Below are 23366 nucleotides of genomic sequence, written 5' to 3'. Positions count from 1 at the left end.
TGGTTGATCAGCCTCCGATCAGCGAACTTGAATAGGAGCAAACTTGTAGTTGGGATCAGCCCAAGGATTGATTACTACTGTTTCCCGTTCACGAGACTTCGCCCCAAGTGCCATCGCCAGTGCCACCGCTCCGTCGATGCGGGTGCGTGATTTCTCCTTGTCGAGCTTACGACCATCAGCACCGTCGCTGGTGACTTGAGCGTTCGACACGTTCCAGTTCAGGATCGGATGGTTGGGGTGTTCGAGGTTGCCGTTCACCACCGCATCCTCGAACGCGGTTACGGCGGGGCTCATGTCCTTAAAGCCCTGACCCCACGGCATTAGTCGCAGGCCGTAGCCATCGCCCTCCTGTGCGGCCAGACCGATTTCATCGAAGTGGCGGAGAAGCTCGTCCATGCCCCAACGGTCGTAGACCAGCCCCATCACCTCATATTGGCTGCATAGCTCGGCGACCTTCGTCACCACGGCCTTGGGGGCGATCGAGCGGCCGGGGGAGGCCAGCAGTTTCGGCTCGCCATTCTCGGGGACGCGAGCGAACACATCATAGGGGATACGGTCGCGGCGCGTGTGCTCTTCAAGGTAGTCCGAGGGCTTCCAGAACCAGCAGGCGACCTTGGTCTTTTCGCCATCGGCGTTGATCATCACCAACGCGGTCAAGTCCACCCGGCGCGACATATCGAGCGCAAGCCAGACCCGCTCGCCATAGACCACCGTGCCGGTCTTGGGGTCGTTATGATGGGCGGCAAAAACGATCGGTGTTTTGGCGGTGCTGGCCTTCCAATCCGACTGCGCGATCAGCGACGCTTGCAAGCTCACGCGCTGGTTGAGGTAGAGCCGCCGAAATGAGTTTTCTTCGGATGGCAGGCGCTTCGCGCGCTGCGCCATGACTCGAAACTCGTTTATGTCGCGGAAGTCGCCTAGGGCAGGATTGGCCCTGAACCACTGTTCCTCGTCGAGCAGATCACATTCGTCGTCTGCGGCGTATAGGTGGACCACGATCGACGGATCGCACTTCGCCCCGGTTGTCTCATCAACGCGCATCCCGTCGTCGATCATCTCCGAAAGGACGTGGCTCGGTTCGTTGTTCTGGGTCGAGATGGTCAGGAACAGCGGTTCGGCGCGCGCACCCTGCGACGTGGTAAGCGTGTCGAACAACTCGCGGTTCTTCGTCTGCGCAAGCTCGTCGTAGACCACGAAGGAGGGATTGAGGCCATGCTTGGTGCCCGCGTCCGCCGACAATGCGCGAAACTTCGAGCCCTCACCTTTGATGCCGCTCTCGCGCACGTAGATGGTCTTGGTTGAGGGGACGACCTTGAGCTTCGCCGACAGATAAGGCGACTTCTCAATCATCCTGATGACGGCGTTGAACACGATCGACGCCTGCTCACGGTCGTTGGCGGCGGAGTAGATTTCCCCGTTTAGCTCGGCCTCCGGGCCGATCAGATGAACAAGGATCAGGGCGGCGGCGAGTTCGGTCTTGCCGTTCTTTCGCGCGACAGACAGCACCGCGCGGCGAACCACCCGGTTTCCCTTCGGGTGGACCGGATCGTAAACATCCTTGATGAAACGGCGCTGCCAAGGGCGGAGCTTGAAGTTCTTACCGGCGTCCTCGCCGATGGTGATCTTGAGACACTCGATCCAACCGCACACCTTGTCGCCGCGCGACAGCTTCTTGGGGCGGGGCATTAGTGGAAGGCTCCGAACCCTTCGTCTTGAGGGTTCCCGCCGCTGGCGGCTCCGTCGATGGCCTGTCGGGCGATAGGATCAAGACCAAGGCGCTGGCCGGTTTGAACGAGAAGGCGCTGCTGGTCGGCGCGCTGCTTGATCAGCGGGTTCACCACATCCTGACCGGTGGAGCCGGTGGTCACGAGAGGCGCTTCGATGATAGCGGCGGTTAGCTGCTGGATCATCGCCGCCGTCTCACAGTAGCTGGCGAGCAGATGACTGTCGGCAGTCGTATAGACGCCGGGGGGCATCGACGTGACGATTTCGACCCAAAACTTCTTTGCCACCTCGCTCATGATTGGCGGCTGTTTCGGAAGGCCGTTGGGCTGCGGTTCTTTCTTGTTAATCGCGCGCTTGCCGGGGTTTCCAGACAATACTTTGACGCGCGTTGGGGTTTTAGTTGCAGGCATCGCCCGCTATTTATGGAAGTCGCCGATTAGCTGACGTTCTTCCAAAGAACGCCGCGTCGGATGCGGTGAATCACGCTTCGATGAACACCATATTCGATCGCGAGGAGACGACTCGATTCACCGCTTCGAGACTTTATGTCGCGCACCTTCGAGACGGTTAGCTTCGCACCATAGGAGCCATCCTCTACGCGGTCGGACCAGTTGTCAGAAGCCGAGCCGGTCAATGCGTGCATGGGGTTGATACAATCGCGCGACCCGCAGCGATGACGGTGATGCTCGTGTCGATCCTCGGGACGCCAGCCATCGAAAAGCATCTTGGACGCGCGGTGCGCCCCCTTTGCGCGGAATAGGTCGAACACCGCCGTCGTGGTGATTTGGCCGTATCCGCCAGTGGCTAGGGTTTTGGTCCAGTGCCAGCAGCCAGTGGTCTGATCAAACCGGGAAGATTCGAGGAGGTAGAGCGCGGCGGCGATCATCTCCGGGGTATGAGCGGCCACGACAGTGGAGAGCGTGACGGTGGTGTTGAGAGAGCCTATAATCATCAGCCAAGTCTAAACCACGAGGGGGTGAGCGCGCATTATTCCCTTCGTGGCGGGCCGCGTTCGACCCTTTCGCTGGGGGTGGGAAGTTTCCCACAACTGAATATGCGACGAGCCGAACCGCGTTGCGACGAACCGATTGACGATTTCAGTTGTGACAAGCGAACTGCGCGCGTATGTAGGCTGGGATGACTGACACGTCCCTCTTTAGCCTCGCGCATATGCTCGCCGAGCAGGAGGCAATCCGCGTCCAGATCAGGTCGCTGTCCGAGAAGGATCAGGCGCTTGAGCGCCTGATTGAGGCGGCTCGTGCTTACGAGACCGCCTTCGGCGGCGACGGGGCACCGGCTCCAGTTGTGACCAAGCCGGAAGTAACTTCCGAACAGGATGCAGGGCAAGAGGTCAATCCTCGCCCGCGCATCCGCGCTCGTTCGCGCCGCCCTGCGCCCGTGATGGAGGCGACCGAGAATGCGGTCAGCAACATTATGGAGATGCTCGGCGAGCCGATGCAGACCGGGCAGTTGTTGGAGTTCCTCGGGACTGACAGCGGCTTGAACCTGCCGGAAGAGAACCCTCTCAACGTGCTGTCGGCCCGATTGTCGAACAGTAGCAAGTTTCAAGGGCGCCGGGGCAAGGGATGGTGGTTCGCCGACCGTCCTTGGCCCGGTGAAGAAGATAGCGCCAGCAGCGATGGCGCAAACGAATCTGGGCCGCAAAGCGGGGATGATCCCGCCAGCGGCCCAGATAATCGCGGGCTGCAACCCGACGATTTCGAGGAGTTGCTTGGCGGCAACTCCAGTCTCCCACCCGGCTCGGAAGGCCATGGAGAAAAGGAAGGAGGTGCGTGATGTGGATCATCACCCGGAGATTACCGGTTAGCGGTCGTTAAACCGCCAGCCCCTGCCTGCCCCCTTCCATAAGGGCTAAGGAGTAGCGCCGTGCTCCCTTCCAGAAGGAGCGCGGCGTTGTGCATTTTGTAGCCTAGTAGGCTGAAAGCGTCAAAGAAAAGTTGACAAGACTGACTGTGGGACTCTTGCCGCGAGTCCAATCGGTTAGCGTTGGCACTTGGCGTTCGATCTCCGTTCTCGGCTGGAGCAACGATATTGCTCCAGAGGAAAACAAACTTGTGAAGTGCGGCGTCGTGCGTTTGAGCAGGCGGCGGTCTCCAAGGGGTTGCCCGATCGTCCTTGGACCACCCCCTCCGGGGGGCCTCCACCCCGGTCGAGGGGACGATCGGTGAGGCGGCTTCGGCGGTCAGGCCGCGATGCTGATCAGGCGTTCAGCTTCGATGCGTTGCGTAGCCATGGCGTGGAACTTGGGCTCAAGCTCGATGCCGATGAACTGACGACCGAGGCGGGCGCAGGCCACACCAGTGGTCCCGGAGCCACAGAACGGGTCGAGGATAACCTGTGCGCTGGTGGTCTCGATCGCGGTCATGGGAAGCTCGACCGGGAACGGTGCGGGGTGGCTGTTCTTCCGGTCATGGTCGATGGTCCACACATCCTTGACACCGGAAGCTGCCTTGCTCTTGAGGCGGAAATCCGGCTTGGCGAGGATCATCACCCACTCGTGGCAGGGCAGGTAAAAGCTCTGCGAGAAGTTGAAGCCCCGACGCCGGTTCCATACGACGATCTGCCGAAGCGGAAGTCCGGGGTTGTAGATGGTCGGCAGCACGACCTCGCCCTTCATGATCCGGGGCTTGTGGTTGTAAAAGATAGCGCCGTCATCCTTGAGCAGACGCCAGCACTCGGTCAGCACTTCATGCTGCCATGCCTTGTAATCGGCGGGATCGAGGGCGTCGTCATATTCGCCATAGCCATTGGCAAGGCCAGCAGACTTCCACTTACCGCTCGTCAGGCTGTTGTTCTTCCCCTTCCCATCGGCCGACAAGCACAAGTTGTAGGGCGGTGAGGTGAAGACCATGTCTACCGACTTGGAAGGCATGGTTCGCATTACTTCGAGGCAATCGCCCAAATGGAGGACAGGTTCTGACATCCCATATTTAGAAGCGTTGCTTGCAGGACTGCTCGGTGGAAGTTCAGGATCATTATCGTTTTCGTAGATCATCGCTGGCCTCGTCTGCTGTTGAGCAGCATATGCTTGCGATGACGGGCTCCGGTCGAGCTTCCGTAACAGGTGCTTGCCTGTTCATAACAGGTGCAAGGGATAGTTAACCACGCACCGTTAGTCTCGGCGGATGCCGCTGGAGATCAACCTCGATGGGATTGCCGACGACCTTCTGACCGAGAAGGATTGGACCTATGGCAACCGTTCATCAGGGGCGTCGAAGAAGCGGCGAGCCTATCTCTACGCCAAGGGCATCTCGCTATGGGTGCGGGCAGCGGTAGGTGCTACGCGGGATCAGCGCAGCGGGGAGATCAATCTGCGCAAGGTCGCAGACTTCTTGAACCAGTATCAGCCCGAGGGCGTGCCGATCACGAGCTTCGAGGGATCGAAGTTTGCTCCCATGACCATTAGCCGCCTCCTTTACGAAACCGAGCCGAGGAACACGGCGTGGGTCGAGTTCGAGTTCGAGCGCGAGGTGGCGCGTCTGGGTGATCGGTTGACGCCTCAACGTCGGGTGGAGATGGAGATCACCCGCGACGAGTTGATCCGGGAGGGCATCGAGCTTGGGCGGTTCATGCGGATGGACGATCAGCCGGTCAGAAAGCCCGAGCGGCCCTTTTAGCCCTTCTTCTTTTTCTTCTTCATCATGGCGACCGGGTTATCACCGGCTGCGGGGTCTTCTGCCGCAAGCTCCGCTGCTGCCTGCGCTTTGGCCTTCCTGCGATCCGCTGATTCCTTACTGCGCTGCCTGCGGATGGCGGCTGCGCCAGTTAGGTCGAGCTTCTTCTGGTCTGTGTAAAGAAGCTCACCATGCTCCATGACGAAGTTGAGCGGAATCTTGGGGTTATTGATATCCTTCTCGTTCTCGCGCCACTTCTCCTCCCACGCCTCGAAGTAAACCTCCAACTTCTCTGCGGGCATGAAATAGGCGCGGCGCATCTCGATCCCCTCGTAGATGGCGAACACCCAGCACACTTCCCGATACTTGTTTATGATCGGGATGTTGATGTGGTGATTGGTCGAGAAGCTGGCCGTCAGCCAGATATTGACGCTTTTGAGTTCATATTCACGGCCATCAACGTCCACCGCGTCGTTGCCCTCACGACCGGGAATGCCCTTTAGATTGAGGGCAAGCAGCATCTGTAAGATTTTGCCGCCGTTATCCTGAAATATGTCATCGATACCGTGCTCGCTGGCGAGATTCTGAAAGTCTCGCACTGCGGGCATCAGCCCTTCGAGTTTTTCCCAATCGGGATGCCGCGCCATTAGCTCACAAGCTCCGCTACGGTGACGCCGAGGGCTCCTGCGAGCTTCTGGAGATTGTCGAGGCCGACGTTCCGCTCGCAGCGTTCGATGCCGCCAAGATAGTTTCTGTGAATGCCAGCGAGATCGGCGAGCGCCTCTTGGCTCAAGTTGCGCTCGTGCCGCATCTTGCGCAGATTGGCCGCGAGGGCCTCGCGCGCAGGATTCGGTTCGTCGGGTTTCACGCTGAAGAGGTTGCCGCCCGACCACTATGAGTCTACACACTATCGGTGTGATTGAAGGAGTTTAGCCGTTGGCTGCTATTGAACTTGAGGGCCTACGGCCGAGCTACACGACCAGCGGCGGTGCCGCATATTGCGGCGACTCGCGGGAGCTTCTCGCGCGCCTGCCTGACGACAGCCTCGACCTCGTGATGACCTCGCCGCCCTTCGCGCTCCAGCGCCATAAGGCTTACGGCGGTCTGGATCAGGCGGAATACCTCGACTGGCTGATCGAGTTTGCGCGCCTCGTTTACGCCAAGCTCAAGCCGACCGGCAGCTTCGTGATGGACGTGGGTGGCGCTTATCAGAAGGGGGTTCCGGCGCGGAGCCTCTACCATCTGCGTCTGCCGATCCGCTTCTGCGACGAGGTTGGCTTTTTTCTCGCCGAAGACTTCTACTGGTTCAATCCGGCGAAGCTCCCGTCGCCTATCGAATGGGTGAACAAGCGGAAAATCAGGGCCAAGGACTCGGTGAACAACCTGTGGTGGTTTTCCAAGACCGAATGGCCGAAGGCGGACGTGAGCAAGGTGCTTGCGCCTTACAGCGACCGCATGCTCAAGCTGATGGAAGACCCAGACAAGTTCTATAAGCCCGCCGTGCGCCCATCGGGTCACGACATCGGGAAGGGTTTCGCCAAGGACAACGGCGGCGCGATCCCATCGAACCTGCTTCAAATCCCCAACACGGAGTCGAACGGTGGCTACGTGGCTGGTTGTAAGCTCGTCGGCGCTGATCGGCACCCGGCAAGGTTCCCGGCCAAGCTGCCCGAGTTCTTCATCCGGTTCCTGACCGATCCGGGCGACACTGTGCTCGACATTTTTGCCGGTTCGAACACGACCGGGGCGGTAGCGGAGGCCGAAGGACGGCGTTGGCTCGCGTTCGAGGAACGACAGGACTATCTTGCGGCCAGCGCTTTCCGCTTTCTTCCCAAGACCACACCGTCCGCCAAGCTCCAAGCCGCATATGACGCGGTATCGACGGGCGAGACGGTGGACCTGACGGCCTATATGCCACAAGTCGAGATGTTCGACGCAGCGGAGTGATGATGATGGGCTTCTTGGGACGACTGCTAGGCGGCATCGGCCGCGCGACGCGGAGCAAGCCGAAGAAGCCCTTCCACTTGCCTCGAAAGCCGAGCAAGGCCGAGGCTATGAAGGCGTGGGGTGCGAAGGTGCAGCCCGGTAAAGGCGGCTACGTGCCAAAGCGCAAGCGCTGAACGTCAGAGGTATTGCAGCTTCCACATCACAAGCTCGTGGGTGTCCGCGAAGTAGGCCCGGAACCGGTGAAACTGCGTGTCGAAGTCGGCGTAGACGATCTGGTCGGGGAAGTGGGTCAGCAGCGCGAATGTCAGCGCGAACCGATCCTTGATCTTGTTGCGAAGCGCGAACACGACCTCCTCCCGAGACAGCAGGAGCATGGGTAGGTCCATCTGGGGCGCAAGAGCGTTCACCCTGCGTCTCGCTTGGCCTGATCGACATTCGACGGGTGATTGGGGTCGAGCGGATAGCCATCCAGATCGGTGATCGAGTCATAGCCCCAGACCTCCTGCCGCTGCTTGGCGGTGTTGTGGTGGTAGTGGCACAGGCTCTGTAGCTCGTTGTTCCAGAACGCATCCTCGTCGCCACGGTGAGGCTCAACGTGATCCGCAATGGTGGCGGCAGTCACCTTGTCCTGTGCGGCGCAGAACCGGCACAGGGGCTCATCCCGAAGCTGTGCCTCGCGCTTCCTGCGCCATGCAGCGGTATTGTAGAGACGATGGCGGCCCATCAGCGCGCGAGCGGACCACCGGGGAGTCCGGGGAGCATGCCCGAGGGCTTCTCCGCGTAGTGGACGGCGAAGTAGTTGATTACCCGCTCTGCGAGCTTGGTCATTTCCGCCTGCGCCACTTCTCCGTTGGTGGCTGCGGCCTTGTTCATGTCCACCATGCCAGCGAGCAGCATCTGGACAACATCCTTGATCTTGGGTGGCGTCATAGGGTCTTGCGGTATTCCTTTATCGAGAGTGCGAGGAAGGCGACGGCACCGGCCTGCATAAGCGCGGCGCTGCCAAAGAGTGCGGCGTAAAGCGGCTGCGGCAGCAGGTGAGCATAGCTCTCGATGGCGGCACCACCGACGATCAGCCCGTCAGAGATGCCGATTGCCGCAAGTAGACTTTCAGTCGGTTTCATTGTGCAAGAATACCATGACGACATTCGCTGCCGCGATATTCACAAACACTTGTGCGCCTCTTTCCCTTCGTTCATCGACTTCCTGACGCACGACCAAGCGTCGATGATTGCATTCAGGCGAGCGCGCACGTCTGCATACTTGCTGTCAGTTTCGACGCCATCGCGGATCAGGTCTTTAACGTCCGTGCCGCTGATCGGCGGGAGCGGGTCGGCCTTCTTCGCCAGCTTGGCCGGGAGCGCGGGCATCTGAACCGGCTTGGGCGTGACGGCGACCTGATGCGTGCAGGCACCGAGTAGCAGCAGGAGAGGGAGCGTGCGGATCATGGCAGCGCCCTCACCGCATTGCGCTGGTCGATGATCGATTGAGGGATCGCGCAGTCGGGGACTTTCGCGAGTTCCTTTTCGATCTGCACCTTTATCGTCGCTTCCTGCTCGTGACGAGCATCGTCCTTGGCAGCGAGCTTGTCCGCGTAGCTGGCGATCTGCTTTTCCAGTTGGCCGGTGCGGTATGCGTTCGCTTCGTTGGTCTCCGACAGCAGCTTCTGCGCTGTGGTTTCGGCGTCTGCCTTACCCTTGGCGTAGGCTTCGCTCTTAATGTGGCTGACCCACAGATATGCCGCGAGCAACACGCCGATGATCGCGGCTGGCTTCCACAGCGAAATCATGGCGCCACCAGACGGATGAAGGTGTCGAGGCGCAACACGACCAGAGGTTCTCGCCGGTCCTGCTTCACGACAGCGATGGGAGTTCGCCCATCCTTGCGATCGGCTTGCGCCAGATAGTCGTAGAGGGCGGTGAACCCCTTTGCGCGGGCCTTGCACTCGACCGCGTAGGGAAACACGGCACGGGCGGCGGCAGACAGGATCACATCGTCGCCTGCTGAACCCATCGGGCATGATTGAACATCGATGGGATCGAGCGCAGGAAACGCCGCCCGGATAGCGTCGCGGACGATCTGTTGTAGCTTACGACCCTTGGCCTTGGCGGAGGCGACGGAGATCGTCATCGGCCGTTCACCATCGCGAACACCTCGTCGATGTCCTTGGGCGAATGGATCGAGCCATCGCACCACTGGTAGTCGTGAGCGAGGCGTTCATCGACCTCGACGATGTAACCGTGGAAGTAGTCGCGAGTGTTGCGGATAGACCAAGCGTTAGGCTGGTTGCGCTTCTGGCGTGCGACTTCCGCCTTGGTCATCTTCCAGAAAGACGGCAGGTTCTTCGCGTGTTCGATTTCATTTACAGAGACGAGCATGTTCATATTTAAGCTGCGGCCTTGAAACCCTTGGGTCGGCCGCGCTTGGCTGGTAGTTGCTTCGGCTCTGACAGGCCCATGCGGTGCATGTCCCAATCGGTCATTCGAGTGTGGGAGACTTCGCCACCGGCTGCGAACAGCAGATCGTCGCGGATGGTCTGTTGCTTCTTTTCGAGATTCAGGGCGCGGGTGAAGCAGTGCGCCATAGTGGTGGTGTAGAACGCGAACGGGTTCTGCGACTTGCTCTCGTCGAACTGTAGCCCGACCTTGCATAGCTGGCAGAGAGCATCCGCCTCCATTTCCTCGCGATAGCTGTAGCCGCGCCAGTTTCCGCGTCGGCCGTAGTTCTCCACCATCTTCATCCATTGCGAGGCGAGGCGCGCGGTGGGCTTGCCGTGCTCTGTGCTAAACTTTCCCCGGCTCGGGCTACCTTTCCAATGGGATCGGCCTACTTCGACAAGGCGACCATTGGCTGCGCGCTGGTAGTGCTTGAACGGTGGGAAGTTGGTGCGCGCATGGGTGCGTGTCTTGGCTCGACCAACCTTCTCGCTTTCGTCGAGGGGCGGGATGTGATCCGAGGTCATCACCCGAAACACTGCGTCCTTGCCGTGCTGCGCAATCAGGTCTGGGGTGATCTCGTCGAGCAAGTGGACGATCGCCGCGTAGTCGGCATGGGCTGGTGATTTGAACCAGCAGTAGGAGCGCTTGGAGAGGTCGATTTCCTTCAGCAGTTCCTTGTTTGAAGTGAAGCGGGACATGCCGATCAGTATACCGGTAGGGCGTCTCACCCGCCGTATTAAACTTGACCAAGCTGACCGATTTGACTAGATGGACCGGATGTTCAAGCGGATGAAACTTGCACGCGATTGCCGGGAGGCTGGCTTCACCAAGGTCGAGGTGCGCGGGTGCATGCGTCGCTACGATGCCGGTGATCTCGCTGGCCTGAAGGCGTTCTGGATTGAGTGCTGGCACGCCGCACAAGCTCGCAAGGCGGGTCAGGGCAAAAGCAAGTGGCTCTGCCCTGACGCCTACCTCAACGCAGGGTGAAGGCGATATTCGCGAGCGTGGCGTCCGGGGTGGTCGGGGCCGTGATCGTGATGAAGTCGTTTATCGCCACAGCATCGCTGGTGATCGACGGGACAGCCGTTGTCGCACCAGCGTTGAACGTCAGTGTCCCGATCGCCGTGCCACCCTTGCGGATGGTGAAGACGGTCGAGGCTGTCGCGCTCGTGCCTGCCTTGGCGATGCTGTTCGCCGAAATCGTGAACGCATAGGGGGCAACGCTTCCGCCGATGACTTCCGATGCGACGGGCTTGCCTCCACAAAAGATCGACAGCCCCTTCACGTATGCAGAGGCGTCGAGCTTGTCCGGGTGCGCGTGGTTCGTATCCGCCTTGGTCGCCAGACCAGTGGTAAGCTGGGTGTTCGTGGCGTAGTCGCCAACGTCCTGCTTGCTTTCGAGCGCCACATCGAGGCCGTTCACGTCGTTGATGCCGTGCGTGTGACCCTGATCCGCCTTCTGCGATAGCTCCGCCTGTGTCGCGAACATCGAGGTGTCCACGGGCGGCGGAAGGTCCACGATGTTCAGCTTCTCGTTGAGCGCGTCCTGCATGGCGAGGCTGACCGGCTTGTCGAGGTCAGAGGTGTTGTTCACCTGATCCAGTTGAACATCGATAGGTTCGAGCAGCACGTCGCCATCGCGACCGTTGACCGTGAACACGCCAAGCTGACCGCCATCACCGAGGGGCGGAAGCTGCGAGAGTGGCACCTTGCCCGTGCCGTCGAGGGTCGCGTAGCTGCCCAGCGGCTGCTTGGTGTCGAGACCTTCCGCAAGCTGCGTCTCGGTCACACGATCGTCCAGAGCGGCCTCCAGCCCATCCACGTCGCCGATGGCATGCGTGTGAACCGCGTTCGCCTTGCCAGCGACTTCCGTCTTGGTGGCGAGATTCGACAGCGCACTGATCGGAGCCTTGCCGTCGAGCGCCGTTTGCAGCCCGGATACATCCGAGATCGCGTGGACGTGGACTGTCGCGGCCTTGCCTGCGAGTGCGGCAATGAGGCCGCTGATCTCGGACATGGCGTGCGTGTGGGTCGCCGGGGCGAATGCCGTGGTGGCGCTGGTCGCGGCTGATCCCAGCCCCAGCGTCGCGCGCATGTCTGCAATCGTCGCGTCGTCGAGCAGCGTCAGCGCCATTGTCGAGACCTTCGCGGCGTCGAGCTTGGCGGCGATGGCGGTTGCCTGTGCGGCGGAAATCGGTTTCGCGCTATCGGCTGTATTATCTACGTTCGACAAGCCGACAGCCGCCTTGGTCAGGTCTGCCCACGTCTTCGCGCCGGTCAGGTATTGGCCTGCCTGTCCCGTGGCGATGATGCTTTCCTTGAGCGCGATGAGCGCGCGGAGATCGTCAAGCAGCGCCTTGAGGTCGGTCTGGTCGTCGATAGTGCCGAGCACCTTGCCCCAGCGGGCGCTACCGTCCGTGCCCTCTGGTGCGTCTGCCCATTCTGTCTGGAAGTCGGAGCCCGTCCGCTTGACGAGAATCTGGCCGGTTGAGCCGCCAGCAGGCAGGCCGACGCCGGGGAGCCCGCGCTGGCCGCTGGTGATGCTGACGATGATCGACGGGACGCCGTTGACGTTCACCGAGGTCGGTGTGGTTGCGAGGAAGGAGATGCCAGCCATGGGATCAGTCCTTCACCTTGATGCGACCCGACCACTTGGGCTGGGTCTTGTCCTGCTCGGCCACATCCACAAGCGCGAAGGTCGTGCCGATATCGGGGATCAGGTTCACCTGCTCCATGGTGATGACCAGTAGGAGGCCCCTGTCGTCGGCAGGGTCGGTGGTCAGGACCGTCTCAAACAGGTCGTCGCCGACGATGAACTTCATCGTGCGGTCGCTGATGTCGATCTGCTGGCGGTCGAGGTCGTGAGACTTGATCTCGATCGTTTCCCCACCGAGGCGGGAGAGTGTGATGGTCTTTCCGTCGCTGGAAATCGGTTGGGTGCTCATGCACCTATTTAGGCGGTAGGCGCTTCTGCGGACGGCAGACGCGATCCACCAGTTGCATCGACGCAAAGTCGTAGGTGACCGTTGGCACCCAACCGATGATCCCGTGGCATTCGATGAAGTAGCGCATCGCGAGCATGGCCGACTGCACAGCGCGCGGCTGGATCGTGGCGAAGTATTCGAACTCGCCGTCCGGGAGGCGGAAGCCTGCGATCAGGTCCATGACCCTATTTATCCCAGAGGCGGAACAGCACCCAATCTTCGGGGCTCTGGAACGCGATCGTGGTCACCGGGATCGAAATGACCTGAATGCCAAACTGGACTTCCGCGCCGTCGCGCTGCGCCCACCAAGGGTGCTGGCAATGTTCCTCGCACCACTCGACCGCTGCTACGCCCTTGCGGCCGATGACGACGTAGACCTGATCGACGATGATTAGGTCGGCTATCGCCTCGCAGCGGCTCACTCGCCTAGTTCGTCCAGCATGTCGCCGAACGCGGCTTGGACCCGTGCAAACTCGAACACGAACGCGGTGGTGCGGTTATCGTAGAAGCGGCCTTCGGCCCGGATGGATAGGATGTGCTGGAACCAAGGCACCTGCACTTCGAGCAAGCCGATACGGCCATCGACTACATCGAGAAACCAACTGCGGCCTTCGTTGGTGATATCGCCGTCTCCGTCGAGGAACTCGGCTTCCTTCATATCGAGCAGGACTTGTTCTTCAGTCATGCCGTTATTTAGGTCGAGCAATCGAGGTGTGTAGGAAGTGCAGGGAATGAAGGGATGAAGGGCTGTTTTTATTTCCCCAGATTCATTTCGAAAAAACTTCTGCCAATAACAAATAGGTATACATAACTTACATAGCCTTCATTTCTCTACCTATAATACTGATATATAAGGGAAATGCCAATGTAGGGTGCCACCTCGATTTGGTGCAGGCGTGCAGGGTTTCGACGCAAAAAGGGCAGGCCCGAAGGCCCGCCCCATTTGTTTGATCGCAGCCGAGAGGTTCAGCAGTCCACGAGCCGGAGCCCGTTCAGCCACTTGTAGACCATGCCCGAGCCAGCGCGCCTCTTGACGAAGCGCATCGCCTCCGGGTGGTTCTTCTTCAACCGCGACATTTCGTAGTCCCAATCGGTCTTGCTGGTCTTGAAGTTGCCGGGGTAGAAATCGCTCTCGTAGTCCTGAAACGCGAGATAGAGATCACTGGCCTTGATGGTGCCGGTGGTGGACAGCGCAGCCTGATAGCGGTGGTTCGTGCCGTCGAAGTCAGCCATCCACTGCTCGACCCGGCCAAGCTCACGCTGCCCCTCCTGCTGCTCGGCAAGCTGGCTGTTGAACTCCGCCATGGGGTCGGGACCGTAGAGCTTCACGCTGCCCCACAGCTTCGACCATTCGATCCCGTTGAGATACTCGCGGTCAGCATCGCTGCGCATCCGCACACCCGCGAAGCGACGAATGCCGGTGGGGTCTCGGATCAGTTGCGCGAGTTCCTTGTTGGCGCAGCCGATCAGCGTGGCGTTCTGCTGGATCGTGATCTTGCCGTTGGAGCGCATCGGGCGACGGGTCAGGCTCGACGCCGTGATGACGTTCTTCACCGTCTCGATATCCGCCCGTGCCGCATGGCTCATCTCGTCGAGGAACAGGACGTAGCTCGACCAGATTTCGACATTTCGCTCGTCGGTGATCATGCTGAAATCGGCGTAGAGGCGAATCTCCTCCACCGGTTTCATGATCGCGTTCACCAGCGTGGACTTCCCGATACCCTGCGGCCCGAGGATCACAGGCATCAGATGGTTCGACACCGGGAGCCCGCGCATCTTGCGCTTCACCTGCCACATGAACTTCTGGAACACGGCAGCGACAAACCGGGCGTCCGCCTCATCGCAGTCGAAGGTCTGGGTAGCGAACTCAAGCCATGCGCCGTCAGCGTCGAATGAGGCATCCACGCCTTCGATCGCGCCGAAGATTTCGTAGAGACGCTGATCCCGCGACCATGCGCACCACTTCTCGGCCGCATCGCTGATATCGTCCCGGCTGAACCCCAGACGATGTTCGGCAGTGAAGATGCGCAGATCGCGCTCGAAGTCGAGGCGGTTGAACTGCCCCTTCCGGTCGAACAGGAACGAGGCATAGAGGTCCACATCCTCGCTGGCTTCGCGGTCCTTGGGCGTGATCGGCGTCCGGTTGCCCTGATCATCTTCGAGATAAGCGCTTACCGAGCGGGTGAACATTCCATCGAGCCGCATCGTCACGTCGTGCGCCTTGGTCCACGCCTGAACCAACTCGACCGCGTTCTGGGGGCAGACACCGATCGCTTCCCGGACACGCCGCTGACGCATGGCCCTGTCGAACTCGACCTTGGTGGCAATCTTCAACTCGATGCACAGGTCGCGGATGGCCTTGTTGTTCTCGGCGAGGTCGAGAAGGTCCACGACTTCGCGGATGGTCGGCGGGGTGCCGCTGCGCACGAGGCGGCGGAAGTCCTGTTCGATGTCTTGGAGGTAGGTGGGGTAGTCAGTCATAATGCTCCTTGAAAGAAAAAGGGTCGCCGAACCTCCACGCTCGACGACCCTAGTTTCAAGACATTCATGACTACTCACTCACTATACGAAAGTAGACCGTCTGAATCAATATCGTTGTCGAGGTGGAGCCCGACAAGAGGACAATGATATAAGCGCGATACCCGCCGCAATATTCATCTAAACAGTTCGCAATCTTCATCGACGACCTACGAGAATATTGCGATCGGCTTTGCCCGCGTGAGACTATCCGTGCTGAAAGGAGTTTCAGCACATGACACAAGCAGAACGGATCATCGCTGAACTGGTCGGAGAAGCCATCCGCACGGGCGAGGCAGACCAGATGGTGATGATCCTGCGCGACGCGATGCGTCGAGCGAGGAACGCGGGCACGGCTCGCAAGACGGTGGATGACTTCTACCGGGCACATGGACACCAGATGAGCATCCCGGAGCGTAGGCTGATCGGCCACGTCATGCGGGAAGTCGATGAGCAGAACCTGCGCCCCTCGACCAAGCGGTGGGCCGACGACCTTGCCGACCGGCTGGGTGCGGAGCGTTTCGTGTGAGGAGAAGGTTCGGACAAGCGCTCACATGACCGAACCTCCCGGCTATTTAGGCTTCATTCTTCGACGATTTCCCGCCCGTAACCATGGGCAAGCCGAGCTTGGGGTTCGTCACGCCGGTTGGCCACCGGAACGCTACCGCGCGGCTCTTGTCGATCAGCGTCTCATTCACCTGATCCGATTGGTTGCCGCCGAGAACTCGAAACTGCGTCTTGGTCTGGCCGGTCAGGATGCCGACATGCCCGCCTCCCTCACGCTGGAAGCGCACGAGCGCGCCGTAGCAGGGGGTGGTTGCGTCGCCCCATTTGTCCCAAGCACTTGCCCGGACGCAGATCGGCACAACAGGCAGACCGACGCTGCGCATGACGTGGCCGACAAACAGGCCGCACCACGGTGTGCTGTCTGCGTTGTAGGCCATGCCGAGCACCTTGTTGCCCAGACCCTTGGCCCAGCCCATGATCGTGGGGGAGTTCCCAGCACCGGGCACTTCTTTGGTGCCGATAAGTGACCGCGCGAAGTCTATCCAAGGAAAGGTCGTCATCCCCTATTTAAAAAAGGAGCCTAAATACATGGCATGAGCCGCCATTTTGCGTCCTTGCATCTTAAAGGACGCCCATGACACTTGATGACGTTATTCCCGAAGCGATCCGCCACATCGGCGATGCAGTGTCGATCGGCGTGGTGTGCGCCACCCTCGCATCTTGGCTACCCAGCGTTGCGGCAGCGCTGTCTATCGTTTGGACGGGGCTACGAATCTACGACTGGCTCCGATCACAGAAGCGGCGATCGTCGGATTGATCAGTCGCCCTCGGCGTCGATCTCCAACCCCTGCTTCGACCCTTTCAGCTTCAGGTTTTTCAACCAGCTACCGACCGCATAGCTGACGGTCGGGATGGCGGAGAGCGCGAGCAACTCGTAGCCGAGCGTAGCGAGGTGGTGGATGCGCGCAGCAGGCGTCAGCGGCTCAAACGCCAGCAGATAGATGATCCAGCCCGCGAGACCGGTGTAGGTCACACCAGCCCCTGCGAGCAGGATGATCGCCCAAGCGTTCCGGTCGAGCTTCATCAGAACCAATATGCTTGGCGCGGCAGCTTCCGCGAGGCCGGGGCGGCGATGACGAACGGGTAAGAACCCCATGATCCAGACTGGCCGGATGTGCCGACGAGCAACGAGTTCGTCGTCAGGTCGCCCACGATCCCGTCCGCCGTGGTGGCCGCGTAAGCGCCGCCGATGCAGTAGCGGTTGAAGTTGACGCCATCGACCGCCGTCTGGTCGTAAGTCTCGGTCATCGCGCGACCGCCGATCTGCTCGTTCGACCATGCCCCGTTGACGTTATTGCCCGAGGCACCGGCAAACGCCGTGAACAGAAGATCGCCACCCTGAAACGACTCGCTACCCAGCGACCCATTCGTGCCGCTCGATGTGATGGCGGTAGCGAGCGCGCCCATCTTGCGAATCGGCTGACCGGAATCGACCCCGCTGAACGATGTGATGAAGCAATATTCGACGCCAGCCGGGACAGCAGGCGCGGTCTCGCTCGATCCAGCGACCTTCCACAGGACAGCCTCATACCAGACCACCTGCGATCCACCGCCGCCCTGACTGGCGAGCATCTGGGTCCAGCCAGTCGGGGCATAGCCAGACAGGCTCTGCTTCGCCACGACGTGAAGGATCAGAAGATCGTTAGCCTGATAGGTGGGGAGCGTCGGGCTGGTCGAATAGCCAGCAGATGCGCGGACAGCTACCGCCATCAGGCCACCTTCACGCGGTAGGTGATGTTGGCGAGCGTCGCATCAGCCGTAGCCGGGGCGGTGATGGACAGACGATCGTCGAGTGCGATAGCACCATTGGAGATCGAGACTGTGGCGGTAGTGGCACCGGCCGCGAACACGATCGTGCCGATCTGGGTATCACCGTTGCGAATCACGAATGTGGTGGAGGCCGTGGCCGCAACGGTAGCGGTCGCCTTGAACATCGCCGCCGTGAGCGTCGCGGCGTAGGGCGCAAACATCGAGAAGATGACTTCCGACGCAGTGGGTTTGCCCGAGCACATCCCACCAAACTGCTTCACAATATCGGTCGTGCGCGCGACATTCGCAGGGAGGCCCGCTGCCACGAGATTGCTGGGGCTGACGAGCTTGAGCACCTTTTCGTCAGTGCCCTGACCGACCATCAGGATATCGGCGGCAGCGTCGATCGGGCCTGCTGCGTCATACGTGGAAAACTTCGACATGCACCTATTTAGGCCAGCAATCCTATAGCCTTGGTCGGAGGGACACGGCAGGATGTGCGCCGGAGGCTACTATGGACGCTAACAAGTATTCCCGGTCGATCAGGCTCATCTGCCCAACCTGCGCCAGCGCTGACTTTGAGTATGACAAAGAGACCGACAGCGGCCCGATCCGCTGCACGTCATGCGATCGTGTGTTCAGCCGAGAGGAACTGATCCGCGAGAACGGCGAGATCATTGAAGCGGAGGTCTCCGAAGTTAAGAAGGAGATCGTTGACGACATCACCAAGGATTTTCGTGAGTCGATGCGGAAGGCATTCTCCGGCTCCAAACATATCAAGTTTCGCTGATGCCTGCGGTTCAGATCGATGCCGGTGATATCGTCGCGGCACTGGCCCTCGTGATCGCCATCTACTCGGCATGGACAACAGCCCGGTTCAACAAGCGACAGACTGATTTTCAGGAAACGGCTGACCGACTGAACCGACTGCTCGTCGAGAAGGAGTCAGCAGAGACGGTGGCGCAGAAGCAGGCCGATATCTCGGCAAACTTCTACAAGGCCGGGAAGTCGAACTATCGCTTGAAGGTGTTCAACCGAGGCAAGGGCATCGCATCGAACGTCCGCATCGAGGTGCTCGACGACAGCGGGTTGCTGATGGCGAACGATATCGATCGCAAGTTTCCCGTGCCGTCGATGGAGCAACATGCGTCGGTCGAGTTGATCGCCGCCGTCCACATGGGCTCACCGAATCGCGTGCATATTCGCCTGACGTGGGACGATGCCACCGGACAGGAGCACACGAAGGAACTTCACCCGACGTGGTGACCAGAGAGGGCGATCTGCCAGTGATCGCCTATATGGGGCTGGCGCGTAGGCGCGACACCCACAGCAGGAGAGCATGATGCAGGTTTGGAAGGCGACGCAGGAACAACTCGAACTCGTGGCCGAGTGCCAGAATCTCAATGATCGGATCGTAGCAGAACCTCACCTGATCGGATCGGCAGAGGCCATGCAGGAGCTTCGCGACATGATCGAGAGGGCGGTAGAGGCCGACCTGCCGTCAGTGGTGATCACGCCCCTTCAGATTTGGGTCTCGATGCACGATACCGAAATGGACCTGCCGGAGCACCTTCGCACTTTCCCGCCGATTGCCATGAAGCGCGTCTCGGCTGTCGATCGCGTGCGTGAAGGCTATCGCCAGAAGATGGAGAAGCTCGGCCGGGACAACGATGCCGAACTCGCGAAGCTGCGTGCCACGAACCCGCAACCGGGGTCGCCTGCCGAGGATTTGCTGAAGATTCGGACTGCGCACAAGCGTAAGCTCGATAAGGCGATTGAGGAGCTTCAGCCGCGCAAGCCGTCATGACGCGGCGCGAACTTTTTGCTTGAAAGATGCACAATCCGTGATCGTATCGACTTGCATGTCGAGGTGCAGCCCGTCAGCGCCGCCGACCTGCTGTTGCCCGCGCCCGCCGAAGGATCGGCGGAAGTCGCGTCGCGCGTCGCGGAAGCACGCGCGGTGCAGACTGATCGTTATGCGGGCAAGGGCGCCCGGACCAATGCCGAGATCGACGGCGACCTGCTGGAGGTCGTGGCCACACCCGACGAACCCGGACGCGCATTGCTCGCGCAGGCCGCGGAGGCGATGCGGCTTTCGGCGCGCGGCTATACCCGAATCCTGCGTGTTGCCCGCACCATCGCCGATCTCGCGGGCAGCGAAGGGGTAGGACGCATCCATGTTGCCGAGGCGTTGAGCTATCGCAGACAGGCGCCAAGGAACTGACGGTTGCAGCCTGCGCTTCGTCGGTCTAATGGCCACAGCCGAGCCCCTGTGGTGAAATTGGTAGACGCGCTCGACTCAAAATCGAGTTCCGAAAGGAGTGCTGGTTCGATTCCGGCCAGGGGCACCAATTTCCATTGATCGTCAGCAAGATGAATCGGTCGAAAGCGGCCGGTGAGGGCGCACGCGCCGGGCTGACGCAATCCTGACGGATCGACAACGATGGGGACATGCCGCATTCATTCGGCACACTCCAAAGGCGCTCGCATTGTCGAAATGGAGTTACACATGGTTTTCAATCACAGGGCGGGCGGATTGCTGATCGGCCTTGCCGTCGCATTGTCGGTGGGCACGGCCCATGCCGCCGCCCCGTCCGCCGCTGGCAAGAACGTGGCCGCGCTCGCCGCGCATCATTGGGATCTTGTCGAATGGAGCGGCAGGGATCTGCCGGAGGGCAAGCCTCTGCGTCTCGATTTCGATGCGGGGAAGGGATTCTTCTCCACCGCGACGGGATGCAACCGCGCCGGCGGTGCCTTCAAGGTCAAGGGAAGCACGCTCCGTCTGGGTACAGGCAAGGGCGGTTTCGTCAGCACGCAAATGGCCTGCCCCGAGCCCGCCATGTCGACCGAGCGCGCTTATACCGAGGCCCTGTCGACCGTGGCGCGTTACCGGATATCCGGCGATCAACTGGTGCTGCGGACGGCAAAGGGCGACACGCTCACCTATCGCGCCGCGCACAAGCCGGCTGCCAATGCGCCGCGCAAGTTCATCTATGTCTCCGCTGAAACCAGGCCATGCACCGGCGTCGCACCGATGACCTGCCTGCAGATCCGCGAGAACGAAAGCGCGCCCTGGACGCTTCACTATGGTGGCATCGTCGATTTCGAACCTCAGCCCGGTATCGAGTATCGGCTGCGCATCATCGAGGAGAAGATAGCGAATCCGCCGGCGGATGCGTCGTCAATCCGCTGGACGCTCGATCAGGTCGTCGAACAACGCGTCGTCAATCGCTAACGGGTCGCCAAGGCACCGGCCGGAGCGACCGCCGCAGCAGGTCGAGGAAATCGTCGATTCGCGCCGACCGCGCGCCGCGCCGCCCGAGCAGCGCGGTGATATCGGCGTCGGGCAGCGTCCAATCGGGCATCAACGGCATGAGTCGCCCGGCGGCGACATCGTCGGCGACGTCCCATTCGGATCGTACGGTGATGCCGAGTCCGTCCAGCGCCAGTGCCTTGGTTACCTCCCCGTCGTTGCTGGACAGGCATGGGGCGATCCGGACACTGGTCTGCTCGCCTTTCGGCCCCTTGAAGCGCCAGAGCGTCACATCCTCGTCATTCTCCCTGAGCGCGATGCATCGATGCTCGCGCAGCATCGATGGATCCGCCGGCGCACCATGTTTCCGAAGATAGGCGGGGGCGGCGCATAACAGCCTGCGATTGGGAGCGATAACGGTCGCCAACTGATCGCTGTCGCGACTCTCGCCGATGCGGATCAATATGTCCGATGCCGACGCGATGCCGAGGCCCGGCCGGTCGGACAGGGTCAGGTCGACACGGACGTCCTGGCGATGGAGGTGATAGCGGGCGACGAGCGGCGCGATATGGCGGCGGCCGAAACCGAACGGCGCGACCAGCCGCAGTTCGCCCGATGCGCCGCCGCGCCGCTCCGCGAGTTCCTCGCGAAGCACGGACAGGCGCGTCAATATGTCGTTCGATCGATCGAGCAGAAGCTCGCCGTCCGCGGTGATCCGCAATCCCTTGCCGTCGCGCTCCACCAGCTTGAGCCCCAGCCGGCGCTCGATCAGCGTCAGTCGCTGGCTGACGGCGGGGGGCGTGACGCCCAACGCCCGTGCCGCGGCGGCGAGCGAGGGCGAAGCGCCGATGGCCGCAAAGAGTTCCAGATCGTCGGCGGTCAGCATTAAGATACTCCTTAATCCACCATTTAGAACAGGCCACATGACGATGGCGAGCCCTGCTTGTAGAAGCCGTGATCGACTGAAATGATGAAAGGGCACGAGATGGTGAACGAGACGGGCGGGCAGGGGTTTGCGGCTTTGCAGACGCCGGCGCTGCTGCTCGATCCCGATCGGATGGCACGCAATATCGAACGGATGCGCGCCAAGGCGGCCGGGCTTCGCGTGAGCCTGCGTCCGCACGTGAAGACCGCCAAGTGCCTGGAGGTGATCGAGCGGATGACGGGCGGCGTACGCGGTCCGGTAACCGTATCGACGTTGCGCGAGGCGGAACGGCTGGCTGAGGCGGGCTATACCGACATCGTCTATGCCGTAGGCCTCACGCCCAATAAATTCGATCGCGTCCGCGCGTTGCGCCGCGATGGGATCGATTTGAAAGTCATCCTCGACAGCGCCGAGACGGCCGCCGCGCTGGCGGACAGCGGATCGGCCGATGACAGCCCCGTGCCGGTGCTGATCGAGATCGATTCGGACGGGCACCGCGCTGGCGTGAAGCCGCATGACGGCGCGCTGCTCGGGGTGATCGCCGATCGATTGATCGGCGGTGCGCACCTTTCAGGCGTCCTCACCCATGCCGGCGAGAGCTACTCGGCGCGATCCGACGAAGCGTTGCGCGGTTTCGCGACTCTGGAGCGCGATGGCGCGGTGGGAGCGGCCGAAACGCTGCGCGCGCTGGGGTATGGCGTTGAGATCGTCTCTATCGGCTCGACCCCCAGCGTGCTCTTTTCGGAGGACATGACCGGCGTCACCGAGGCGCGCGCGGGCGTCTATGTTTTCTTCGATCTGGTGATGGCGGGGATTGGCGTTTGCGCGGTCGACGATATCGCGCTGTCGGTGCTGGCCAGCGTCAACACTGTGCAGGCTGAGCGCGGGCGCTATGTCGTCGATGCCGGCTGGACCGCGATGTCGCGCGATCGCGGCACCGCGTCGCAGCCCGTCGATCAGGGCTATGGGCTGGTCTGCGATCTTGCGGGCAATGTCTATCCGGACCTGATCATGACCGAGGCGAACCAGGAACATGGCGCGATCGCGCTGCGACCGGGTAGCGATGCCGAACTGCCGAAACTGGCGGTGGGCGATCTGGTGCGCATATTGCCCAATCATGCCTGTGCAACGGGCAGTCAGCATGAAGCCTATCTGGCGACCGACGAGGCAAGGGCTGTCGTCGTCGATCGCTGGCTGCGTTTTGGAGGATGGTGATGACCGATATCGTTCCTGTTTTTCCGTCCGATCTTCCGGCCCCGGGCGGCCATTATTCGCCCGGCATCGTGTTCGGTGACCTGATCTTCGTATCGGGTCAGCTTCCGATATCGGAAGATGGCGGTCACGACCTCGCCACCGCCGATTTCGAAACCCAGGCGCGGCAGGTGTTCCGCAACCTGATCGCGGTGCTGCGCGCGGCGGGCGCGGGTATCGAGGATGTGGTGAAGGCGACCATCTATGTTTCCGATGTCGCACATTGGGGGCATTGCAACACGATCTATGCCGAGATTTTCGGCGATCATCGTCCTGCGCGCGCCGTGGTGCCGACGGGGCCGTTGCATCATGGCTATCTGGTCGAAGTGGAAGCGATCGCGCGCAAACCGGGCTGACCGGTATCGAGGGGGGACG

General features: G+C 61.0%; 38 protein-coding genes, 1 tRNA gene and 1 pseudogene. 14 read left to right on the top strand and 26 right to left on the bottom strand.

Features of this window, described 5'->3' with window-relative positions; translation table 11 throughout:
* Nucleotides 1-18: 18 nt before the first annotated feature.
* The 3 genes from ACODTA_RS04295 to ACODTA_RS04285 form a co-directional block, all read right to left on the bottom strand.
* Nucleotides 19-1686, bottom strand: a complete 1668-nt coding sequence (locus tag ACODTA_RS04295; RefSeq protein WP_489064560.1) for a terminase large subunit — start codon at nucleotides 1684-1686, stop codon at nucleotides 19-21.
* A complete protein-coding gene (locus tag ACODTA_RS04290; protein ID WP_489064559.1) occupies nucleotides 1686-2021 on the bottom strand; it encodes a P27 family phage terminase small subunit in 336 nt (111 codons plus the stop codon). Before ACODTA_RS04290 ends, ACODTA_RS04295 begins: the two co-directional genes overlap by 1 nt.
* 140 nt (nucleotides 2022-2161) lie before the next feature.
* Nucleotides 2162-2677: a hypothetical protein gene (locus ACODTA_RS04285; protein ID WP_489064558.1), complete on the bottom strand. Its 516-nt coding sequence runs from the start codon at nucleotides 2675-2677 to the stop codon at nucleotides 2162-2164.
* 185 nt (nucleotides 2678-2862) lie between these two features.
* Here ACODTA_RS04285 and ACODTA_RS04280 point away from each other — a divergent pair, with 185 nt between their 5' ends.
* A complete protein-coding gene (locus tag ACODTA_RS04280) occupies nucleotides 2863-3522 on the top strand; it encodes a hypothetical protein (protein ID WP_489064557.1) in 660 nt (219 codons plus the stop codon).
* A gap of 406 nt (nucleotides 3523-3928) precedes the next feature.
* Here the strand turns inward: ACODTA_RS04280 and ACODTA_RS04275 are convergent, their stop codons facing one another.
* A complete protein-coding gene (locus ACODTA_RS04275) occupies nucleotides 3929-4741 on the bottom strand; it encodes a DNA-methyltransferase (protein ID WP_489064556.1) in 813 nt (270 codons plus the stop codon).
* Between the two features lie 130 nt (nucleotides 4742-4871).
* On the opposite strand from ACODTA_RS04275, the gene ACODTA_RS04270 reads away from it, so the two are divergent.
* Nucleotides 4872-5363 carry a hypothetical protein gene (locus tag ACODTA_RS04270; RefSeq protein ID WP_489064555.1) on the top strand — a complete coding sequence of 164 codons (492 nt, stop codon included), beginning with the start codon at nucleotides 4872-4874 and terminating at the stop codon, nucleotides 5361-5363.
* On the opposite strand, the gene ACODTA_RS04265 is transcribed toward ACODTA_RS04270, so the two are convergent.
* Both ACODTA_RS04265 and ACODTA_RS04260 read right to left on the bottom strand, forming a co-directional pair.
* Nucleotides 5360-6007, bottom strand: a complete 648-nt coding sequence (locus ACODTA_RS04265) for a hypothetical protein (RefSeq protein WP_489064554.1) — start codon at nucleotides 6005-6007, stop codon at nucleotides 5360-5362. The genes ACODTA_RS04270 and ACODTA_RS04265 overlap by 4 nt on opposite strands.
* A complete protein-coding gene (locus ACODTA_RS04260; protein ID WP_489064553.1) occupies nucleotides 6007-6228 on the bottom strand; it encodes a helix-turn-helix domain-containing protein in 222 nt (73 codons plus the stop codon). The genes ACODTA_RS04265 and ACODTA_RS04260 overlap by 1 nt, the downstream gene beginning before the upstream one ends.
* A 68-nt stretch (nucleotides 6229-6296) precedes the next feature.
* Between ACODTA_RS04260 and ACODTA_RS04255 the strand changes: the two genes are divergently transcribed.
* The gene (locus ACODTA_RS04255; RefSeq protein ID WP_489064552.1) at nucleotides 6297-7307 is read left to right on the top strand and encodes a DNA-methyltransferase; all 1011 of its coding nucleotides are present in this window, start codon (nucleotides 6297-6299) and stop codon (nucleotides 7305-7307) included.
* The gene (locus ACODTA_RS04250; protein WP_489064551.1) at nucleotides 7307-7480 is read left to right on the top strand and encodes a hypothetical protein; all 174 of its coding nucleotides are present in this window, start codon (nucleotides 7307-7309) and stop codon (nucleotides 7478-7480) included. Before ACODTA_RS04255 ends, ACODTA_RS04250 begins: the two co-directional genes overlap by 1 nt.
* A 3-nt stretch (nucleotides 7481-7483) precedes the next feature.
* Here the strand turns inward: ACODTA_RS04250 and ACODTA_RS04245 are convergent, their stop codons facing one another.
* Genes ACODTA_RS04245 through ACODTA_RS04205 form a run of 9 tightly spaced genes read right to left on the bottom strand, consistent with a single transcriptional unit; the run spans nucleotide 7484 to nucleotide 10443 of the window.
* Nucleotides 7484-7681 carry a hypothetical protein gene (locus tag ACODTA_RS04245; protein ID WP_489064550.1) on the bottom strand — a complete coding sequence of 66 codons (198 nt, stop codon included), beginning with the start codon at nucleotides 7679-7681 and terminating at the stop codon, nucleotides 7484-7486.
* Nucleotides 7682-7710: 29 nt separating this feature from the next.
* Nucleotides 7711-8031: an HNH endonuclease gene (locus ACODTA_RS04240; protein ID WP_489064549.1), complete on the bottom strand. Its 321-nt coding sequence runs from the start codon at nucleotides 8029-8031 to the stop codon at nucleotides 7711-7713.
* A complete protein-coding gene (locus tag ACODTA_RS04235) occupies nucleotides 8031-8237 on the bottom strand; it encodes a hypothetical protein (RefSeq protein WP_489064548.1) in 207 nt (68 codons plus the stop codon). Before ACODTA_RS04235 ends, ACODTA_RS04240 begins: the two co-directional genes overlap by 1 nt.
* Nucleotides 8234-8431, bottom strand: coding sequence for a hypothetical protein (locus ACODTA_RS04230; RefSeq protein WP_489064547.1), 198 nt, complete (start codon nucleotides 8429-8431; stop codon nucleotides 8234-8236). Before ACODTA_RS04230 ends, ACODTA_RS04235 begins: the two co-directional genes overlap by 4 nt.
* A 39-nt stretch (nucleotides 8432-8470) precedes the next feature.
* Nucleotides 8471-8755 (bottom strand): hypothetical protein, encoded by a 285-nt coding sequence (locus ACODTA_RS04225; protein ID WP_489064546.1) that lies wholly within the window; start codon nucleotides 8753-8755, stop codon nucleotides 8471-8473.
* Nucleotides 8752-9096, bottom strand: a complete 345-nt coding sequence (locus tag ACODTA_RS04220) for a hypothetical protein (RefSeq protein ID WP_489064545.1) — start codon at nucleotides 9094-9096, stop codon at nucleotides 8752-8754. The genes ACODTA_RS04225 and ACODTA_RS04220 overlap by 4 nt, the downstream gene beginning before the upstream one ends.
* Complete coding sequence (locus ACODTA_RS04215) at nucleotides 9093-9437, bottom strand: hypothetical protein (protein ID WP_489064544.1); 345 nt, start codon at nucleotides 9435-9437, stop codon at nucleotides 9093-9095. Before ACODTA_RS04215 ends, ACODTA_RS04220 begins: the two co-directional genes overlap by 4 nt.
* A complete protein-coding gene (locus tag ACODTA_RS04210) occupies nucleotides 9434-9691 on the bottom strand; it encodes a hypothetical protein (RefSeq protein ID WP_489064543.1) in 258 nt (85 codons plus the stop codon). The genes ACODTA_RS04215 and ACODTA_RS04210 overlap by 4 nt, the downstream gene beginning before the upstream one ends.
* A 2-nt stretch (nucleotides 9692-9693) precedes the next feature.
* Complete coding sequence (locus ACODTA_RS04205; RefSeq protein ID WP_489064542.1) at nucleotides 9694-10443, bottom strand: hypothetical protein; 750 nt, start codon at nucleotides 10441-10443, stop codon at nucleotides 9694-9696.
* A 79-nt stretch (nucleotides 10444-10522) separates the two neighbouring features.
* Here ACODTA_RS04205 and ACODTA_RS04200 point away from each other — a divergent pair, with 79 nt between their 5' ends.
* Nucleotides 10523-10732: a hypothetical protein gene (locus tag ACODTA_RS04200; protein WP_489064541.1), complete on the top strand. Its 210-nt coding sequence runs from the start codon at nucleotides 10523-10525 to the stop codon at nucleotides 10730-10732.
* Here ACODTA_RS04200 and ACODTA_RS04195 read toward each other — a convergent pair.
* From ACODTA_RS04195 to ACODTA_RS04170, 6 genes are all read right to left on the bottom strand, one after another.
* Nucleotides 10719-12362: a phage tail fiber repeat family protein gene (locus tag ACODTA_RS04195; protein WP_489064540.1), complete on the bottom strand. Its 1644-nt coding sequence runs from the start codon at nucleotides 12360-12362 to the stop codon at nucleotides 10719-10721. The two genes, ACODTA_RS04200 and ACODTA_RS04195, sit on opposite strands and share 14 nt — an antisense overlap.
* Before the next feature lie 4 nt (nucleotides 12363-12366).
* Nucleotides 12367-12690, bottom strand: coding sequence for a hypothetical protein (locus ACODTA_RS04190; protein WP_489064539.1), 324 nt, complete (start codon nucleotides 12688-12690; stop codon nucleotides 12367-12369).
* A 4-nt stretch (nucleotides 12691-12694) separates the two neighbouring features.
* Complete coding sequence (locus ACODTA_RS04185) at nucleotides 12695-12910, bottom strand: hypothetical protein (protein ID WP_489064538.1); 216 nt, start codon at nucleotides 12908-12910, stop codon at nucleotides 12695-12697.
* 4 nt (nucleotides 12911-12914) lie between these two features.
* Nucleotides 12915-13151: a hypothetical protein gene (locus ACODTA_RS04180; RefSeq protein ID WP_489064537.1), complete on the bottom strand. Its 237-nt coding sequence runs from the start codon at nucleotides 13149-13151 to the stop codon at nucleotides 12915-12917.
* Complete coding sequence (locus tag ACODTA_RS04175; RefSeq protein ID WP_489064536.1) at nucleotides 13148-13414, bottom strand: hypothetical protein; 267 nt, start codon at nucleotides 13412-13414, stop codon at nucleotides 13148-13150. Before ACODTA_RS04175 ends, ACODTA_RS04180 begins: the two co-directional genes overlap by 4 nt.
* Nucleotides 13415-13695: 281 nt before the next feature.
* Nucleotides 13696-15210 (bottom strand): VapE domain-containing protein, encoded by a 1515-nt coding sequence (locus ACODTA_RS04170; protein ID WP_489064535.1) that lies wholly within the window; start codon nucleotides 15208-15210, stop codon nucleotides 13696-13698.
* A 271-nt stretch (nucleotides 15211-15481) separates the two neighbouring features.
* On the opposite strand from ACODTA_RS04170, the gene ACODTA_RS04165 reads away from it, so the two are divergent.
* On the top strand, nucleotides 15482-15775 hold the full coding sequence (locus ACODTA_RS04165) for a hypothetical protein (protein WP_350026477.1): 294 nt from the start codon (nucleotides 15482-15484) through the stop codon (nucleotides 15773-15775).
* A gap of 46 nt (nucleotides 15776-15821) precedes the next feature.
* Here ACODTA_RS04165 and ACODTA_RS04160 read toward each other — a convergent pair whose 3' ends face one another.
* The 4 genes from ACODTA_RS04160 to ACODTA_RS04145 form a co-directional block, all read right to left on the bottom strand.
* The gene (locus ACODTA_RS04160) at nucleotides 15822-16313 is read right to left on the bottom strand and encodes a TIGR02594 family protein (protein ID WP_489064534.1); all 492 of its coding nucleotides are present in this window, start codon (nucleotides 16311-16313) and stop codon (nucleotides 15822-15824) included.
* A gap of 257 nt (nucleotides 16314-16570) precedes the next feature.
* Nucleotides 16571-16837 carry a hypothetical protein gene (locus ACODTA_RS04155; protein ID WP_489064533.1) on the bottom strand — a complete coding sequence of 89 codons (267 nt, stop codon included), beginning with the start codon at nucleotides 16835-16837 and terminating at the stop codon, nucleotides 16571-16573.
* Nucleotides 16837-17523: a hypothetical protein gene (locus ACODTA_RS04150; RefSeq protein WP_489064532.1), complete on the bottom strand. Its 687-nt coding sequence runs from the start codon at nucleotides 17521-17523 to the stop codon at nucleotides 16837-16839. Before ACODTA_RS04150 ends, ACODTA_RS04155 begins: the two co-directional genes overlap by 1 nt.
* The gene (locus tag ACODTA_RS04145; RefSeq protein ID WP_489064531.1) at nucleotides 17523-18005 is read right to left on the bottom strand and encodes a hypothetical protein; all 483 of its coding nucleotides are present in this window, start codon (nucleotides 18003-18005) and stop codon (nucleotides 17523-17525) included. The genes ACODTA_RS04150 and ACODTA_RS04145 overlap by 1 nt, the downstream gene beginning before the upstream one ends.
* 71 nt (nucleotides 18006-18076) lie before the next feature.
* Here ACODTA_RS04145 and ACODTA_RS04140 point away from each other — a divergent pair, with 71 nt between their 5' ends.
* The 6 genes and pseudogenes from ACODTA_RS04140 to ACODTA_RS04115 all read left to right on the top strand — a co-directional run bounded on the left by ACODTA_RS04140 (nucleotide 18077) and on the right by ACODTA_RS04115 (nucleotide 20797).
* The gene (locus tag ACODTA_RS04140) at nucleotides 18077-18352 is read left to right on the top strand and encodes an ECs_2282 family putative zinc-binding protein (RefSeq protein WP_350026472.1); all 276 of its coding nucleotides are present in this window, start codon (nucleotides 18077-18079) and stop codon (nucleotides 18350-18352) included.
* Entirely contained in the window at nucleotides 18352-18828 is a 477-nt protein-coding gene (locus tag ACODTA_RS04135; protein WP_489064530.1) for a hypothetical protein, read from the top strand. Before ACODTA_RS04140 ends, ACODTA_RS04135 begins: the two co-directional genes overlap by 1 nt.
* 76 nt (nucleotides 18829-18904) lie before the next feature.
* Entirely contained in the window at nucleotides 18905-19369 is a 465-nt protein-coding gene (locus tag ACODTA_RS04130; RefSeq protein WP_489064529.1) for a hypothetical protein, read from the top strand.
* A gap of 39 nt (nucleotides 19370-19408) precedes the next feature.
* Nucleotides 19409-19786: pseudogene (locus ACODTA_RS04125) on the top strand (magnesium chelatase subunit ChlI family protein); the annotation flags it as partial.
* Between the two features lie 42 nt (nucleotides 19787-19828).
* Nucleotides 19829-19913, top strand: a tRNA-Leu gene (locus ACODTA_RS04120).
* A 158-nt stretch (nucleotides 19914-20071) separates the two neighbouring features.
* Nucleotides 20072-20797, top strand: coding sequence for a DUF4377 domain-containing protein (locus tag ACODTA_RS04115; protein ID WP_489064528.1), 726 nt, complete (start codon nucleotides 20072-20074; stop codon nucleotides 20795-20797).
* On the opposite strand, the gene ACODTA_RS04110 is transcribed toward ACODTA_RS04115, so the two are convergent.
* Nucleotides 20787-21701 (bottom strand): LysR family transcriptional regulator, encoded by a 915-nt coding sequence (locus ACODTA_RS04110; RefSeq protein ID WP_489064527.1) that lies wholly within the window; start codon nucleotides 21699-21701, stop codon nucleotides 20787-20789. The two genes, ACODTA_RS04115 and ACODTA_RS04110, sit on opposite strands and share 11 nt — an antisense overlap.
* A gap of 81 nt (nucleotides 21702-21782) precedes the next feature.
* Here ACODTA_RS04110 and ACODTA_RS04105 point away from each other — a divergent pair, with 81 nt between their 5' ends.
* Nucleotides 21783-22955, top strand: coding sequence for an alanine racemase (locus ACODTA_RS04105; protein WP_489064526.1), 1173 nt, complete (start codon nucleotides 21783-21785; stop codon nucleotides 22953-22955).
* A complete protein-coding gene (locus ACODTA_RS04100; protein ID WP_489064525.1) occupies nucleotides 22955-23347 on the top strand; it encodes a RidA family protein in 393 nt (130 codons plus the stop codon). Before ACODTA_RS04105 ends, ACODTA_RS04100 begins: the two co-directional genes overlap by 1 nt.
* Nucleotides 23348-23366: the final 19 nt, after the last annotated feature.

The sequence above is a fragment of the Sphingomonas sp. FG14 genome (assembly GCF_057809675.1).
The sequence above is the reverse complement of the archived record's forward strand: the minus strand, read 5'-3'. Positions and strand labels throughout refer to the sequence as shown.

What these genes read in the sequence shown, in the direction of transcription:
- ACODTA_RS04295 (WP_489064560.1), bottom strand. Translation starts at nt 1,686, where the DNA reads ATGCCCCGCCCCAAGAAGCTGTCGCGCGGCGACAAGGTGTGCGGTTGG.
- ACODTA_RS04290 (WP_489064559.1), bottom strand. Translation starts at nt 2,021, where the DNA reads ATGAGCGAGGTGGCAAAGAAGTTTTGGGTCGAAATCGTCACGTCGATG.
- ACODTA_RS04285 (WP_489064558.1), bottom strand. Translation starts at nt 2,677, where the DNA reads ATGATTATAGGCTCTCTCAACACCACCGTCACGCTCTCCACTGTCGTG.
- ACODTA_RS04280 (WP_489064557.1), top strand. Translation starts at nt 2,863, where the DNA reads ATGACTGACACGTCCCTCTTTAGCCTCGCGCATATGCTCGCCGAGCAG.
- ACODTA_RS04275 (WP_489064556.1), bottom strand. Translation starts at nt 4,741, where the DNA reads ATGATCTACGAAAACGATAATGATCCTGAACTTCCACCGAGCAGTCCT.
- ACODTA_RS04270 (WP_489064555.1), top strand. Translation starts at nt 4,872, where the DNA reads ATGCCGCTGGAGATCAACCTCGATGGGATTGCCGACGACCTTCTGACC.
- ACODTA_RS04265 (WP_489064554.1), bottom strand. Translation starts at nt 6,007, where the DNA reads ATGGCGCGGCATCCCGATTGGGAAAAACTCGAAGGGCTGATGCCCGCA.
- ACODTA_RS04250 (WP_489064551.1), top strand. Translation starts at nt 7,307, where the DNA reads ATGATGATGGGCTTCTTGGGACGACTGCTAGGCGGCATCGGCCGCGCG.
- ACODTA_RS04245 (WP_489064550.1), bottom strand. Translation starts at nt 7,681, where the DNA reads ATGCTCCTGCTGTCTCGGGAGGAGGTCGTGTTCGCGCTTCGCAACAAG.
- ACODTA_RS04240 (WP_489064549.1), bottom strand. Translation starts at nt 8,031, where the DNA reads ATGGGCCGCCATCGTCTCTACAATACCGCTGCATGGCGCAGGAAGCGC.
- ACODTA_RS04235 (WP_489064548.1), bottom strand. Translation starts at nt 8,237, where the DNA reads ATGACGCCACCCAAGATCAAGGATGTTGTCCAGATGCTGCTCGCTGGC.
- ACODTA_RS04230 (WP_489064547.1), bottom strand. Translation starts at nt 8,431, where the DNA reads ATGAAACCGACTGAAAGTCTACTTGCGGCAATCGGCATCTCTGACGGG.
- ACODTA_RS04225 (WP_489064546.1), bottom strand. Translation starts at nt 8,755, where the DNA reads ATGATCCGCACGCTCCCTCTCCTGCTGCTACTCGGTGCCTGCACGCAT.
- ACODTA_RS04220 (WP_489064545.1), bottom strand. Translation starts at nt 9,096, where the DNA reads ATGATTTCGCTGTGGAAGCCAGCCGCGATCATCGGCGTGTTGCTCGCG.
- ACODTA_RS04215 (WP_489064544.1), bottom strand. Translation starts at nt 9,437, where the DNA reads ATGACGATCTCCGTCGCCTCCGCCAAGGCCAAGGGTCGTAAGCTACAA.
- ACODTA_RS04210 (WP_489064543.1), bottom strand. Translation starts at nt 9,691, where the DNA reads ATGAACATGCTCGTCTCTGTAAATGAAATCGAACACGCGAAGAACCTG.
- ACODTA_RS04205 (WP_489064542.1), bottom strand. Translation starts at nt 10,443, where the DNA reads ATGTCCCGCTTCACTTCAAACAAGGAACTGCTGAAGGAAATCGACCTC.
- ACODTA_RS04200 (WP_489064541.1), top strand. Translation starts at nt 10,523, where the DNA reads ATGTTCAAGCGGATGAAACTTGCACGCGATTGCCGGGAGGCTGGCTTC.
- ACODTA_RS04195 (WP_489064540.1), bottom strand. Translation starts at nt 12,362, where the DNA reads ATGGCTGGCATCTCCTTCCTCGCAACCACACCGACCTCGGTGAACGTC.
- ACODTA_RS04190 (WP_489064539.1), bottom strand. Translation starts at nt 12,690, where the DNA reads ATGAGCACCCAACCGATTTCCAGCGACGGAAAGACCATCACACTCTCC.
- ACODTA_RS04185 (WP_489064538.1), bottom strand. Translation starts at nt 12,910, where the DNA reads ATGGACCTGATCGCAGGCTTCCGCCTCCCGGACGGCGAGTTCGAATAC.
- ACODTA_RS04175 (WP_489064536.1), bottom strand. Translation starts at nt 13,414, where the DNA reads ATGACTGAAGAACAAGTCCTGCTCGATATGAAGGAAGCCGAGTTCCTC.
- ACODTA_RS04170 (WP_489064535.1), bottom strand. Translation starts at nt 15,210, where the DNA reads ATGACTGACTACCCCACCTACCTCCAAGACATCGAACAGGACTTCCGC.
- ACODTA_RS04165 (WP_350026477.1), top strand. Translation starts at nt 15,482, where the DNA reads ATGACACAAGCAGAACGGATCATCGCTGAACTGGTCGGAGAAGCCATC.
- ACODTA_RS04160 (WP_489064534.1), bottom strand. Translation starts at nt 16,313, where the DNA reads ATGACGACCTTTCCTTGGATAGACTTCGCGCGGTCACTTATCGGCACC.
- ACODTA_RS04155 (WP_489064533.1), bottom strand. Translation starts at nt 16,837, where the DNA reads ATGAAGCTCGACCGGAACGCTTGGGCGATCATCCTGCTCGCAGGGGCT.
- ACODTA_RS04150 (WP_489064532.1), bottom strand. Translation starts at nt 17,523, where the DNA reads ATGGCGGTAGCTGTCCGCGCATCTGCTGGCTATTCGACCAGCCCGACG.
- ACODTA_RS04145 (WP_489064531.1), bottom strand. Translation starts at nt 18,005, where the DNA reads ATGTCGAAGTTTTCCACGTATGACGCAGCAGGCCCGATCGACGCTGCC.
- ACODTA_RS04140 (WP_350026472.1), top strand. Translation starts at nt 18,077, where the DNA reads ATGGACGCTAACAAGTATTCCCGGTCGATCAGGCTCATCTGCCCAACC.
- ACODTA_RS04135 (WP_489064530.1), top strand. Translation starts at nt 18,352, where the DNA reads ATGCCTGCGGTTCAGATCGATGCCGGTGATATCGTCGCGGCACTGGCC.
- ACODTA_RS04130 (WP_489064529.1), top strand. Translation starts at nt 18,905, where the DNA reads ATGCAGGTTTGGAAGGCGACGCAGGAACAACTCGAACTCGTGGCCGAG.
- ACODTA_RS04115 (WP_489064528.1), top strand. Translation starts at nt 20,072, where the DNA reads ATGGTTTTCAATCACAGGGCGGGCGGATTGCTGATCGGCCTTGCCGTC.
- ACODTA_RS04110 (WP_489064527.1), bottom strand. Translation starts at nt 21,701, where the DNA reads ATGCTGACCGCCGACGATCTGGAACTCTTTGCGGCCATCGGCGCTTCG.
- ACODTA_RS04105 (WP_489064526.1), top strand. Translation starts at nt 21,783, where the DNA reads ATGATGAAAGGGCACGAGATGGTGAACGAGACGGGCGGGCAGGGGTTT.
- ACODTA_RS04100 (WP_489064525.1), top strand. Translation starts at nt 22,955, where the DNA reads ATGACCGATATCGTTCCTGTTTTTCCGTCCGATCTTCCGGCCCCGGGC.